Source organism: Pedobacter sp. R-06, from assembly GCF_049913135.1.
Lineage (GTDB): Bacteria > Bacteroidota > Bacteroidia > Sphingobacteriales > Sphingobacteriaceae > Pedobacter.
This window is the reverse complement of sequence record NZ_CP183977.1, coordinates 4,962,122-4,976,151: the sequence shown is the minus strand read 5'-3', so window position 1 is coordinate 4,976,151 and position 14,030 is coordinate 4,962,122. Positions and strand designations below refer to the sequence as shown.

The window sequence follows — 14,030 nt, the reverse complement described above, 5'->3', positions numbered from 1 at the left end:
GACTAATAAATGTACAAAATTTATATTAAAAATTTATGTACGCCTCCAGGCTACATACCTAAATTTTTACGAATGATGAAGTTAATTACAGTCATAATGCTTGCTTCGCTCGTGCAGGTTAGTGCAGCTTCATTTGGCCAGCTGGTTACGTTGAAAGAAAAAAATGTAACATTCGAAAAGGTTTTTAGAGAGATCAGAAAACAATCTGGTTATGACGTTCTTTTATCGACCAATAAAATTAAAACCTCAACTACATTAAATGTAGATTTTAATAATTCTACAGTAGAAGAGGTGATGAATAAAATTGTTTCAGGTAGAGAGCTAACCTATACAGTAGAAGACAGGACTATTCTAATCAAATTAAAGGAAAAGTCAGTTTTTGACAAAGTATTAGGCTATTTTGTTGCTGTTAAAGTAACCGGAAAAGTAAAAGATAAAAATGGTGCAGTACTTCCGGGTGTAAGTGTAAGAGAAAAAGGGGTAGCGAATGCTGTATCAACAAATAGTTCTGGTGATTATTCTATCTCAGTAAAAGAAGGAGCCACATTAGTTTTTAGCTTTATTGGATATAGAACAATAGAGGTTGAAGTTGGATCTAAAACTTCTATAAATGTAGTATTAGAAGAAGATGCAAATGAACTTAAAGATGTAAATATTATTTCAACAGGTTATCAGAATTTAAACAAGAAGTTATTTACCGGAGCTGCCACAGCACTAAAAGGAGCTGATGTTAAACAAGATGGTATTACGGACGTAAGTCGTATGCTCGAAGGTCGTGTAGCTGGGGTTTCAGTACAAAATGTTTCTGGTACTTTTGGAGCTGCACCAAAAATCCGTGTTCGTGGTGCAACCTCAATTACTGGAGATAATAAACCATTATGGGTAGTTGATGGTGTGATTTTGGAGGATGTTGTTAATATCTCTAATGAACAGTTATCATCAGGAGATGTAAGTACGTTGATTGGATCCTCTGTAGCTGGTATAAACGCAGACGATATTGAATCATTCAATATCTTAAAAGATGCGGCTGCGACTGCACAATATGGTGCACGCGCAATGAACGGTGTTGTGGTTATAACAACAAAGAAAGGACGAATTGGTAAACCATTAATCTCTTATACAGGTAATTTTTCTACCTATTTAAAGCCAACGTATGACAGTTATAATATTATGAATTCTTCTGATCAAATGTCTGTTTATTCAGAGCTGGCACGCAAAGGATGGTTAAATCATTCTAGTGCTTCGAGAGCTGCAGACGGAGGTGTTTTTACCAAAATGTATCAGTTAATTAATACATACGATGCAAGTTCTGGTACATTTGCTTTAGCAAATACCCCTGAAGCAAGAAATTCATTCTTATCTCGCTACGCAACTGCAAATACAGACTGGTTTGATGTACTTTTCAAAAATTCCTTAATGCAAGAGCACGCCATTAGTGTTTCATCAGGAACTGAAAAATCTCAGCTGTATTTTTCAACCAGTTATTTAAACGATAATGGTTGGGCTATTGGAAATGATGTAGAACGTTATACTGCAAATGTTAATGCGGTATTTAATCTTTCAGATAAACTTTCAGTTAATTTTATTACTACAGGATCAATCCGCAACCAAAAGGCTCCTGGAACCGTGGGCCGTGTTAGTAATCCTGTTGAAGGAACATACTCTAGAGATTTTGATATTAATCCTTTTAGCTATGCCTTAAATACAAGTAGAACTTTAACTGCATTTGACCAAAACGGGAACAGGGAAAACTTTACAAGAAACTTTGCCAATTTTAATATTCTGAATGAGCTGGATAATAATTCGTTGGACTTAAGTATGTTGGATTTTAAACTCCAGGGTGGTTTGGGCTATAAGTTTGTGAAGCACTTTAAGTACGATTTCTTAGCATCGATGCGATATGTAAAAAGTGGGAATGAACATAAAGTAAAAGAAAATTCTAATATGGCAAATGCCTATAGAGCGAATGGCGATTCTTATATTCAAGATAATAATCGATTCTTGTTCCGTGATCCCGAACATCCAGAATTACAACCTGTTGTTGTGCTTCCTTATGGTGGGTTTTATAATACAACTGATGATTTTCTTAAATCGTATATGGTTAGGAACTCTATAGAGTATGATAACACCATCAATGAGAAACACTTAATTAATGTTTATGCTTTTCAGGAAATGAGAATGGCTGATCGCCAAACCAGGAGCATGATTGGTTATGGTTATCAATACGATAAAGGCGGAGTTCCATTTATTGATCCAAATATTGTGAAACAGGCTACATTGAATAATTTGAATTATTATTCAATGAATCATAGATACGATCGTTTCGCCGCATTTATGACAAGGGCGGCCTATTCCTACGATGGTAAATATTCATTTAATGCTACTGGTAGATATGATGGTTCAAATCAGTTGGGAAGTTCAGCTACTGCTAGGTGGTTACCTACCTGGAATATTTCTGGTGCCTGGAATATAGATAGAGAGAAGTTTTTCGAAAATGAAAGACTGATGAAGATTTTAAACCGTGCTACCATTAGAGCGACATATGGTTTAACAGCAAGTTTGGGTAGTGCTACCAACTCGGCATTAGTTTTAAGGAATGGAAGTTCTTTAAGGCCGTATACGAGTGAAACTGAATCTGTTATGAATATCGAATATATTGAGAACCGCGATTTAACATGGGAAAAACAATATGAGACTAACATTGGTCTTGATCTGGGCTTTTTTAAAGATAAGTTAAATATAACCGTTGATTTATATAACAGGAACGGGTTCGATTTAATCAGTCCATTAAGAACTTCAGGAATTGGCGGGCAGTATTTAACTACTGCGAATTATGCTGATATGAATACTAAAGGTATCGAGGTAACATTAAGTGGGCCTATTATTAAAACTACCGAATGGAGCTGGAGAAGTAATTTTAACTTTGGCTATAACAAAAACAAGGTTACTAAACTTTCAAGCCCTCAAAGTATATTCAGTTTGGTAACTGCAGATGGTGGACCACTGCAAGGCTTTCCATACCGTGGGTTGTATTCTGTAGATTTTACGGGTTTAAATCATGATACGGGAATTCCTGAATTTATCAATGAAAAGGGTGAGAAAAGTGGTGATGTTTATATGCAGAGCCTTGAAACTAAATACTTAAAGTATGAAGGTCCAACAGACCCAAAATTGACAGGTGGTTTTTACAATAGTGTAAGTTATAAAGGATTTACTTTTGGCTCTTTATTTACTTTCTCTGCAGGAAATAAAATTAGGCTAAACCCTGTGTTTGCCACTTCTTATTCAGATTTAGATGCCTTGCCTAATGAGTTCAAAGATAGATGGACATTACCAGGAGATGAATTGAAAACAAACATCCCATCTATTCTTGATGTTGAAGCAGCAGCTAATATTGACGGAACCTATCCTTATAATACTTATAACTACTCAACAGCTAGGGTGGCAGATGGAAGTTTTATTCGTTTAAAACAATTATCGCTGTCGTACGCATTGCCTGCAAGAATCCTAAAAACTATTGGCGCAAACAATGCATCAATAAGTGCAGTGGCGAATAATTTTTGGTTGATTTATTCTGATAAAAAACTTAAAGGACAGGATCCGGAATTTTTTGCCTCAGGTGGTGTAGCGTTACCAATTCCAAAACAGTATACGCTTTCTCTAAAAGTTGGATTCTAATTAAATTGAAAAGAAATGAAAAAGAATAAAATATTCATATATATCGCATGCTCAAGCTTGCTGCTATCTTCGAGCTGCAAGAAATTTTTAGAGCATCAACCAGATGATCGAACTGAGTTAAACAGTTCAGTTAAAGTAGCCGAATTATTAGCAAACGCCTACCCACACGGCAATTATCTTGCCTTTGCAGAGGCAATGAGCGATAATGCTGGTGATAAAGGTACAACAGGTAGAGATTTACCAAATTCTTCTCCATGGAATTATATAGATCAGATAGATGCTACGTCGGAAGACACGCCGCCATTTTATTGGAATTCTTGTTATAAAGCTATTGCTGCAGCAAATTATGCATTGGAGGCAATTGATAAGGCTGGCAATACTGCAGAATATTCTGCAAGTAGAGGAGAGGCATTAGTTGCAAGGGCGTACGTGCATTTCATGTTAGTAACCTTTTTTGCTAAAGCCTACGATCCAGCAACTGCAGAGTCTGATCCTGGAATTCCATATGTAACATTGCCACAGAAAATAGTTGAAGGTAATTACATAAGGGGAACTGTTGCTGGCGTTTATGCTAATATAGAAAAGGATTTATTGGAGGGCTTACCTCTAATTAAAAACAATTCATATAGAGTTCCTAAGTATCACTTTACTACACAAGCAGCTCATGCATTTGCGACCCGGTTTTATTTATTTAAGAAAGATTACCAAAAGGTAATTGACCACGCAAATGCGGTTTTTCCAGGAACGACGATTGCAGACAATTTGAGAGCATGGAATACTACCTATAATGTATTAGGATATTATGAATTACAAGCGCTATATACGAATTCTACGGAACCATCAAATTTATTGTTACAAGAGGCTAATTCTTATTGGGGGAGAAACTATGCCGGCTACAATTTTGGATTAAGTTCTGGTGTAAGAGCAACGGTTTTTAATGCAGGTAATAACCCAACTGGAAAAGCCTTAGCCATGACAACTAAAATCTTTGGAGGTAACGAAACCGTTTATAATATTCCAAAATTTAGAGAACATTTTGTAAAACAAACCATCAGCGCCAATTTTGGAGATGCTTATAACATGGTGCCTTTATTAACGGCAGAAGAAGTATTATTTAACAGAGCAGAGGCAAATACCATGTTGGGTAATAATAGTCAAGCAATTGCTGATCTTGATATTTATTTATCAAAACGAATTGTTGGTTATTCTGCTACTGCTGACAAATTCACTGAAACTAAAGCAACATCATTCTTCCCAACGTTAACCGTAAAAGATGCGTTAGTAGGAACTATTCTGAATTTTAAACGTCAAGAATATATGCATGAGGGTTTAAGATGGCTAGATATTGTAAGATTAAAAATTCCAATATCACATGTGTCTGCAAATGGTCAGACTACGATTTCCCTAGGTGTAAATGATCCAAAAAGATTAATTCAAATTCCACAAGATGCTATAGCGGCTGGTTTGACTGCTAATCCGCGTTAGTTATAATATAAGAATATTATGAAAAAGAAATTATTATTATCCATAGTTGCTTTGGCAACAATCTTTTTAGCAGGATGTAGCAAAAAAGACGATTTGAGCGCCAACCTGGTTGGCCTTGGAGGAGATACCTGGACAAAGGGTCCAATAGATGAGTGGATTAGTGCAAATTATACAACTCCATATAATATAGAAGTTAAGTATAAATGGGATCGATCTGAATTAGGTGAAATCTACAAAAATGTTGTTCCAGTTAAAGAGGAATTAGTAGTGCCTATAATGGATATCATAAAGAAAACTTGGATTGATCCTTATGTTGCTGTAAAAGGTGCAAACTTTATGAAAACTTATACGCAAAAACAGTTTTATTTAGCGGGGAGTCCATCTTACAATAGTAATGGGACAATCACTTTGGGAACAGCGGAAGCAGGCAGAAAAATTGTATTACTTGATTTAAACACTTTTAATCCTGCAAATAAACCTGCGGTTAAACAAATTTTACATACTATGCACCATGAGTTTGGGCATATTTTAAATCAGAACATTGCTGTAACACCTGATTATCAAAGGATAACGCCGTCAGATTATACTGCTACATGGTTTAATATTTTTAGAGGAGCTTATTCATCTACAGCTGCGCTAGATAAAATACTGTATGAAAATGATTTCTGGGGTAAGGGCTTTGTAACACCATACTCAAGATCAAATAAAGATGATGATTTTGTTGAGACGCTATCAACATTACTGGAAGGTGGCGCTGCTAATTTTGATAATATTATCAACAATCTTTTTGTTTACGACGGTTTGTATATTAAAAGAAATGGTAAAGGTGTTTATGAACAAAACACCGATGCTAGATCTAAGTTGCTAAGAAAAAAAGCTATCGTAATTTCTTATATGAAAGATAGTTGGGGGATAGATCTGGCTGATTTACAGACTAGAACACAGGCCGCAATTGAAGCACAATCCCCAACCGCAGATTTTAATAGTTTACTAGGTCCAGGAAAAACTTACGGTACAATTACCGTAAATCCTCAAAAATTGACAGGTTTGTCAGCTAAATTCTTAACAGCTTATAATACTGCAAATACAACTCTTCAGGCGGGTAATCCACAAACCAATAAAGGATATTATATAGATAATATTTCATTGATTTTTACTGCGGCTAATAAAGTTACTCTAAGAGTCAACTTTATGGATCCTACCGCCGCTTTGGGTGTTGGTTTCAATGGTGATTTCGATTATAACATCAACAATGTTAACGGAACTATTACAATGACTTATGCAAACCCTCAACCAACTACAGTAACCTATGGTAATGCAAGAGTTATAGAAACCTATATTCCAACTTTGTTGGCTTATTTTAATAATCAACAATTTAGCATTCGTTGGGTTGATGACATTGTACCGCAATCGAAAAGCATATTCGGCGGTCTTGTAAAAACTACAGATCCAACTTCTTACTTATTTGGAACATTGTAATAATTTAAAACAAAAATGATGAAAAAGAATCTATTATATATACTCTTACTTTCATTGGCCTTCGGCTCTTGTAAAAAAGATCCAACGGAGCCGCTTATTGGAAATACGGATGAAAGACTATCTGCAACCTTAGCAGAATACCAGGCACAATTAGTTAGTGCACAATTTGGTTGGAAAGGATATTTATTAACAGATAATGAAACACCAGCTACCTTTCTATTCAATTTTAATGATAAGAATAGAATAACGATGGCTGCAGATTACCGCACTACGTCAGCTGAAAGTTCATATCGTTTAAAGGCTTTGCAAAAACCAACCTTATTATTTGATTCCTATTCTACGTTACATTTAATTGCTGACCCAACTTCGAGTGTTTTTGGGGGTACAACCGCTGCCGGTTATTATTCAGATTTTGAATTTGCTTTCTTATCATCAAGTACAGATACCATAAAATTAGAAGGAACATTTAATAAAAGCAAACTCATTCTAATTAGGTCTAAATCTGCCGCAGAAAGTGATGCAATATTTACTGTACTTAATAATGTTGCAACTACAGCTTCTAAAATCAGAACATATTTTAAAAGGACAACTATTGGAGGAATAGAATGTGAGGTGAAATGGGATCCCGCAGCGCAAATATTGGCTTTTTCTTATTTGGATAATGGAAACCTTAAAACTGTAACTTCACACTATTATGTTTCAGGTTCATTTGTTACTCTATATGAACCATTAGTAATTGGCACAACTACGGTTAGACAAATAAGTGATGTTGTTTACGATGCAGCAGCATTAGCTGTAAGTGGAAATATTAATGGTAGCACTATTCAAATTAAAGAGGCAATAACTCCTTTGAAACTTGATATGGGTGCTGCACAAAGATGGTACAATCAGATGTTTGCTAATTCCAATGGTACATGGGTTTCTGATAAAGCTTTTCATGCAAATGGCGTTGATGATTTTTGTAATTTCAAAAATGTAGTTGGTTATCAAACATTATGGTATGCTGGCCCAACTGTTTTTGGCGGAACAAGTGAGGGATTGATTGCTTTTGTTAACAATGCATTGGGAGCTCCTTATGCATTATCAAGAAACCCATTTGGTATCAATTCTGGAATAGCTAGATTTACATTGGGTACCAACGTAGGTACGTTTACGGGAACTACTGCAATTGCTCAGGCTATGACAGCTGCAAGAGCGATTTTGTACGGTGGAGCAACAGTAGGCAGTGCTCAAGACTGGTATCTAATTCCTACATCTGATACTGGAAAAAACTATGATATGGTTAGGGTTTCAGATGCCCAAGCTTGGATCAGCTGGAGACCAAGGTAAAACACTAGAGAATTTTTTATAAACTAACAGTCTCTCTATAAACCTCACCCTAAAAAGTGAGGTTTTTTTATGACATAATTTTTAAACCCCTCCAAGCGTTTATGCTTATATTTGTAGTGAATGAAGAAGAAAGCAATTTTTATCCTGTTTGTATTGGTATTTACATTCGCGGTAAGCCCCAATGTTAATGCCCAGTGTTCGATGTGTACCATTAATGCCGAGCAAGGTGTTAAAAACGGGAATACGCAAACAGCAGGCTTAAATACAGGTGTATTGTATCTTTTATCTCTCCCTTATTTAATGGCTGTTATTGTTGGTGTGGTATGGTATAAAAAATACCGCAAAAAGAATGTGCACCTTAATATGAAAAAGGAACCTTTTAATTTAAATTAAAAGTATGTCTGAGCAAACTACCTCAAAACTTTACGCCATTGTACATTGTAAGTGTCCGCATTGCCGCAGAGGAGATATTTTTACAGGCAGTATGTATGGCTGGAACATTCAGCATACCAAAGTAATCTGTGGGCATTGTGCACAACGCATAGAAATTGAACCTGGTTACTTTTATGCAGCCATGTATGTAAGCTATGCGATGAATGTAATCGAAATGCTTTTCGCCAGTTTCATCACCTATTTAGTTTTCGGCCCGCTTACCGATGCAACTTTCTGGCCTTACCTTACCGTTATTTTTGCAGGTTGTTTTATCTTGTATCCGTTTAACTATCGCTATTCGAGAATTATACTGCTTCATGTTTTATCGCCGAACATTAAGTATAAACCCTATTACGATAAGTAGTATTGGTTAATCGTTTAAATCGTATAAACTGGTTAATTGTTAAATTCAGCGATTAAACAATTAACCGATTAACCAGTTAACCCATGTAATGCTGTATGTTAAAAAAAGAGACCCTAAGTTTTATAAAAGATGTAGCGGAAAATAACAACCGCGAATGGTTTGCCGATAATAAAGAAGTTTATGAAAATGCAAAGGCTGATGTACTCGAGCTTGTAGCCAGTATTATTCCAGAGTTGGCCAAAGCAGACCCAATGCTTTCGGCCGAGATGGATCCAAAGAAGTGTCTTTTACGCATTTATCGTGATGTGCGCTTCAGCAAAAACAAAGATCCTTATAAAAATAACTTCGGCATATGGTTCTCCACCAAAAAAGGGGGAAACGAGCCCAGTTATTATCTGCATATTCAACCAGGTAAAAGCTTTATTGCCGGTGGATACTGGATGCCAGATGCACCACATTTAAAATTGATCAGGCAAGAGATTGATTATAATATCGGCGATTTTAAAGAAATTATTAACAACGCAGCCTTTAAGAAAAACTTTAAACTGGGTTTTGATAATGCACTTAAAAATGCACCCAAGGGGTATGATCCTGCAGATCCAAATATAGAATTTTTAAAATTGAAAAGCTTCGAGGCCACCACAAAAATCGAAGATGAAGAATTTTTAAAACCAAACCTCGTTAATAAGTTGATAAGTTCTTTTAAAACAGTACAGCCATTAGTTGCATTTTTACGGAATGCAATAGATGGTTAATTGTATAAATCGTATAAATTGGTTAACCGCCACGATTAAACAGTTAACCGATTAACCAGTTAACCCCCAGATAAAATAATGAAAAATACCTTTCTTGCATTTGCCGTTCTTCTCTTTATTACATCATTAACTTCCTGCGTGGTATTATCGCCTAAAAAGTACAAAGCCCTATTAGGTACTAAAGATTCGCTATATACTGCTTTTAACGAAGGCTTAATTAAGATCGAAAATTTAGAAAAAGAAGTAAGTAAGCTTAAAAAGGATACTACCTTAATGGCTGAAGAACTTCGCGATCTGCAGAACAATTACAATGAAATGGATGCGAGCTATAAAAAGCTTAAAAATAATTCGTCATCAGAAATTACCAAACTATCGGGAGACTTAGCTGCCCGCGAAAAACGTTTAAAAGAAGTAGAAGAAGTTCTGCGTAAACGTGATGAGGCAACCAATGCATTGAAAGAAAAACTTCAGCAGGCTTTATTGGGCTTTACCAAAAGTGGTTTAACCGTAGAGATTAAAAATGGTAAAGTTTATGTTTCGCTAACGGATAAACTGTTGTTCCCTTCGGGAAGTATTATTATTGATGAAAAAGGAAAACAGGCCCTTACGCAGTTGGCAAACGTATTAAAACAACAACCGGAGATAAACATTGCTGTTGAAGGCCATACCGATAATCAGAAAATAAATAACCTGGGGCAGATTAAAGATAACTGGGATTTAAGTGTGTTGAGGGCCACCTCTGTAGTCCGTTATCTAACAGAGAATGAGAAGGTAGAAAGTGTAAGAATGACGGCTACAGGTAAAGGCGAATTTCAACCTCTGGGTACCAATGCAAATGCAGATGGAAGAAGTAAAAACAGGAGAATAGAGATTGTACTTTCGCCTAAGCTGGATGAACTTTATAACTTGATTAAATAAGATATAATACCCTATCGGTTGGTGCCTCACCAACCGAAATCCAAGACATTTTAAGGATAATTTCTTTATGGTTAGAAAATGAAGGTGCAGCAGTTCTTGGCAGCCTTCAGTCCCGCTTTCCCTCCTGCCAATTTTGAAGGAAAATCGGCATCTGTTCCAATCGGGTTTAGGAACAAAGGTTTGTGCAAACTGCAACCGCGAAAATGAAATACTGTTTTGGCCCAGTAGCCCCGGTTGCAGCGTTACCCTGCAGCAACGAGGCACGAGGAAGCGAAGCGTAAAAGCGTAAAACGGGAAGATATTTACTGTTTTGTACAGGCCCTGCGCTCCAAATGTGAAAAAGTATTTTTTAATATTAGGAAATGAGCGGCTTGTGGTTCTTGGAGGCTTGCAGTCCCGCTTTCCGCTTTACTTCGTTGCACTCCGTGTTCGCTGTAATCGGGTTTAGGAACAAAGGTTTGTGCAAACTGCAACCGCGAAAATGAAATACTGTTTTGGCCCAGTAGCCCCGGCTGCAGCGTTACCTGCAGCAACGAGGCACGAGGAAGCGAAGCGTAAAAGCGTAAAACGGGAAGAGATTTACTGTTTTGTACAGGCCCTGCGCTCCAAATGTGAAAAAGTATTTTTTAATATTTGGAAATGAGCAGCTTGTGGTTCTTGGAGGCTTGCAGTCCCGCTTTACTTCGTTGCACTCCGTGCCCGCTGTAATCGGGTTTAGGAACAAAGGTTTGTGCATGCTACGATCCCGAAAATGAAATACTGTTTTGGTCCAATAGCCCCGGGTGAAGCATAAAAGTGTAAAACGGGAAGAAACTTAATGTTTTGCACTGACATTGCGCTCCATAAAGAAAGGGCATTTTAGACTTAGAAATGAATATCCTCCACCTGGAAAAAGCATTACAATAGTTGTATGGCTTTTTTATAGGTTTTGGTGTCGACGGTAAGATTTTAAAATCTTAAAGGTATGCTCGAACTCATGACTGCTTAGGTTAGAATAATCTGGCATAGAGAGTTTATGTACCGTTAAAAAATTTAGCAGTTCTTTAATTACGTTCGATACTTCTTCTGATTCTTCGGTATGTTTTAGGGTGTCGATCTTACTTAATAACAAGGCAATTTCGAACATTTTAAAATCATTCTTTCCTGTAATACCCAAGCCGATATTGGTTTCTATAAGTGCTTGTTCGTAATTGTGTGTAGCATTGTAAAAGTTGGCTTTGAACACACTAAAGCTGGCCAATATAAAATTGGTATAATAGGTGTAATCACTGCTGATGATTTTATCAACAAATTGTATAATGCGTTGCGCTTTTTTAAAATAGTTGAGTTTGATATAGGTTTGACCTAAATGAAGCAATAAAAAAGGAGAAAACACGGAATATCTTACGTAGAAAATATTCGGGTACTTACTCAAAATAGCCATGATAAAGCGGTGGCATTCTGCGTAGCTTTTTTGAGAAAATAAGGTAATCAATACCAACCGGTAAGTGAGTATTTCGGCAGAAGTGATTTCTTCGTTTTTCTGCGGTTTACTCTGATCTATCTCCTGGCAAAGTTTTATTATTTTATCTTCTAAGGTTTTACTCTCGTTAGGTTTATTAACCAGGTTATTGTAGAAATAAAGAATTAAATCATAAGGATTAATTGGGAACAGCTCATTTAATCTTTTGTAGTTCCGCTTTAGTAGCTGCATGGTATTGGCTAAAGCTACTTTATCCACATCGATAAGATTAACGTTGCATTCTATTACATGCAGCATAATCTGAATATCTTCATTTAGTACGTTCTCTGAAATGGTTTTGATGGTTTCTTTATACAGGTTGCTCATGGTTCGGCCCGTAGCCATAATGTCGATAAAATCGACACCAATGCTTAACTTATTGAAGTTAGAATTGGGTTTGCCAAGTTCGTATTTAGATACATAACAGATAAAATCGAAAGCACTGTTTTTTTCACTGTTAGTAAATGGCAGCCTGAAAATGTTTTTTAAGGCTGCAATCTCGTTTCTGGTGATGCAGAACCTGATTGCCCAGTTAAGTATATAGTCTCTCAGGGAGGTTCGGCCAGGGAAACTGTTTAATATATGCTCGAAAAATGATTTACAAGGCCTGTATTCAAACTTATCAGTGATCTGTATAAATAAAAAATAGGTATAAATATCGTCGTTTAAAAATCGGACAATTTCTGTAGGGATGGCTGTACTTAGCCTTTTTTCTTCGATGATGATCCCAGCATGTAAAAGTTCTTCGTATGCATCGGGATAACAGTTGATATAACTTAGGATTTTTTCTTTAGATACTCTTAATTTCTTATTTCCTTCTGAAATGCTATCGCTTATTTTTTTAAGGAGAAATACTTTTTCTGTGCTTTTTTTTGCCAGAAAGACGCGTTTCTCTAAGAAATAATTAATTAATTCATAACGTAATAAAGGATTACTCAGCTCAAGATGGTGGTTCTCATCTTTGAGCTTGAAATAAACCTGTAGCCAGAATGGTGTTTTAAACTGAGTTAATAGCGGCAAACTTACATCTGCCCGGTTGATAATTTTGTTTTCTATATTGCTTAAGGTGTAGAGTACCTCATCCACATTTAATGATGGTACATTACTTAGGGTTTCCTCATCATAAAATAAGCCCGTATACCAGGCTTTAGTTAAAGATGCAGAACCGTAAATAACGGGCTGAAGATTAATCCAACTGTTCGTTCGCAGGCCAAATGCGAGTTTAACAAAGTTGTTTTCTTCAATGCTATATAAAAAGTCGATAAATACTTTAAAATAATTACTTCTTGCTAAATGTTCATCAATTCCATCAACAATAATAATGAAACGGCCTTCCCTCTTTTCGGGGTTTTTTTTGAAAAAACTGATTAACTCGGTCAGACTTCCGAATTTAAATTCTTTTAAAAACCAGTCTTTTAAAGTGTCTCCATTCTGGATAATGGTATTAATACTGCTAGAGTTAACCAGTAATACGATATCGTTTTTATAGAGGGCATTTTCTGATAAGAAAAAATACTCTACCATGTGTGCAAGCAATATCGATTTTCCCTGACCAGGTTGAGCACTTATGGTTGTAAACTGGTAGTTGTTTTTTAAGAAATAATCAAAATCAGGGTAAAAAAAACTTCTGTTGGCGGTAGCATTAAATGGAACGCCCGAATTATTTTTATTTGCAATTAAGGATATCTCTGTAATGGCATGTGCTTTTAGCTTTAAATCTTGCCAGATACTTTGAACGGAGGTAGTTTGGTTTTCCTTGTCTTTACAAAATGAGTCCCAATCGTTATAACCTATATATTGTGATAAGCTATTTAAAGTAAATAAAGAGAATTTATGTAAAGTGTTTGCAAAGCCAAAGAATCGCTTAATAGTTGTTTCACTTACATAGTTTTTGGTTTCTTGAAATACATACTCAGAAATAATCTTACAATGAGCTGGGTCGATATTTCTCAAACCAGATTTTATAAGGACAAACTTCCTGAGTTCGATAAGGAGATCGTTAGCATTCATTAATTAACAGATGGGGATGACTACCGCTAATGTCATCATAATTTCACAATTGAGGAAATCTATTCACTAAGAATGCCCT

Annotated in this window: 9 protein-coding genes; 8 read left to right on the top strand and 1 reads right to left on the bottom strand. The window is 36.0% G+C overall.

Annotated elements, in window-relative coordinates; all coding sequences use genetic code 11:
* The first annotated feature begins 72 nt into the window (after positions 1–72).
* The 8 genes from ACN9MR_RS19985 to ACN9MR_RS19950 all read left to right on the top strand — a co-directional run bounded on the left by ACN9MR_RS19985 (position 73) and on the right by ACN9MR_RS19950 (position 10,440).
* A complete protein-coding gene (locus ACN9MR_RS19985; RefSeq protein WP_426326304.1) occupies positions 73–3,678 on the top strand; it encodes a SusC/RagA family TonB-linked outer membrane protein in 3,606 nt (1,201 codons plus the stop codon).
* A gap of 15 nt (positions 3,679–3,693) precedes the next feature.
* Positions 3,694–5,163 carry a RagB/SusD family nutrient uptake outer membrane protein gene (locus tag ACN9MR_RS19980; protein ID WP_426326303.1) on the top strand — a complete coding sequence of 490 codons (1,470 nt, stop codon included), beginning with the start codon at positions 3,694–3,696 and terminating at the stop codon, positions 5,161–5,163.
* Between the two features lie 18 nt (positions 5,164–5,181).
* Positions 5,182–6,642 (top strand): substrate import-associated zinc metallohydrolase lipoprotein, encoded by a 1,461-nt coding sequence (locus tag ACN9MR_RS19975; protein ID WP_426326302.1) that lies wholly within the window; start codon positions 5,182–5,184, stop codon positions 6,640–6,642.
* 15 nt (positions 6,643–6,657) lie between these two features.
* On the top strand, positions 6,658–7,971 hold the full coding sequence (locus tag ACN9MR_RS19970; protein ID WP_426326301.1) for a DUF4302 domain-containing protein: 1,314 nt from the start codon (positions 6,658–6,660) through the stop codon (positions 7,969–7,971).
* A 120-nt stretch (positions 7,972–8,091) separates the two neighbouring features.
* On the top strand, positions 8,092–8,364 hold the full coding sequence (locus ACN9MR_RS19965; RefSeq protein ID WP_057931686.1) for a hypothetical protein: 273 nt from the start codon (positions 8,092–8,094) through the stop codon (positions 8,362–8,364).
* A gap of 4 nt (positions 8,365–8,368) precedes the next feature.
* The gene (locus ACN9MR_RS19960) at positions 8,369–8,767 is read left to right on the top strand and encodes a DUF983 domain-containing protein (RefSeq protein ID WP_426326300.1); all 399 of its coding nucleotides are present in this window, start codon (positions 8,369–8,371) and stop codon (positions 8,765–8,767) included.
* 95 nt (positions 8,768–8,862) lie between these two features.
* Positions 8,863–9,522, top strand: a complete 660-nt coding sequence (locus tag ACN9MR_RS19955; RefSeq protein WP_426326299.1) for a DUF2461 domain-containing protein — start codon at positions 8,863–8,865, stop codon at positions 9,520–9,522.
* Between the two features lie 78 nt (positions 9,523–9,600).
* On the top strand, positions 9,601–10,440 hold the full coding sequence (locus tag ACN9MR_RS19950) for an OmpA family protein (RefSeq protein ID WP_426326298.1): 840 nt from the start codon (positions 9,601–9,603) through the stop codon (positions 10,438–10,440).
* A 919-nt stretch (positions 10,441–11,359) separates the two neighbouring features.
* Here ACN9MR_RS19950 and ACN9MR_RS19945 read toward each other — a convergent pair.
* A complete protein-coding gene (locus tag ACN9MR_RS19945) occupies positions 11,360–13,951 on the bottom strand; it encodes a hypothetical protein (protein ID WP_426326297.1) in 2,592 nt (863 codons plus the stop codon).
* Between the last annotated feature and the right edge of the window lie 79 nt (positions 13,952–14,030).

Bases quoted from the DNA above. Each gene is read 5' to 3' on its own strand.
- ACN9MR_RS19985 (WP_426326304.1), top strand. From the start codon at position 73: ATGATGAAGTTAATTACAGTCATAATGCTTGCTTCGCTCGTGCAGGTT.
- ACN9MR_RS19980 (WP_426326303.1), top strand. From the start codon at position 3,694: ATGAAAAAGAATAAAATATTCATATATATCGCATGCTCAAGCTTGCTG.
- ACN9MR_RS19975 (WP_426326302.1), top strand. From the start codon at position 5,182: ATGAAAAAGAAATTATTATTATCCATAGTTGCTTTGGCAACAATCTTT.
- ACN9MR_RS19970 (WP_426326301.1), top strand. From the start codon at position 6,658: ATGATGAAAAAGAATCTATTATATATACTCTTACTTTCATTGGCCTTC.
- ACN9MR_RS19965 (WP_057931686.1), top strand. From the start codon at position 8,092: ATGAAGAAGAAAGCAATTTTTATCCTGTTTGTATTGGTATTTACATTC.
- ACN9MR_RS19960 (WP_426326300.1), top strand. From the start codon at position 8,369: ATGTCTGAGCAAACTACCTCAAAACTTTACGCCATTGTACATTGTAAG.
- ACN9MR_RS19955 (WP_426326299.1), top strand. From the start codon at position 8,863: ATGTTAAAAAAAGAGACCCTAAGTTTTATAAAAGATGTAGCGGAAAAT.
- ACN9MR_RS19950 (WP_426326298.1), top strand. From the start codon at position 9,601: ATGAAAAATACCTTTCTTGCATTTGCCGTTCTTCTCTTTATTACATCA.
- ACN9MR_RS19945 (WP_426326297.1), bottom strand. From the start codon at position 13,951: ATGAATGCTAACGATCTCCTTATCGAACTCAGGAAGTTTGTCCTTATA.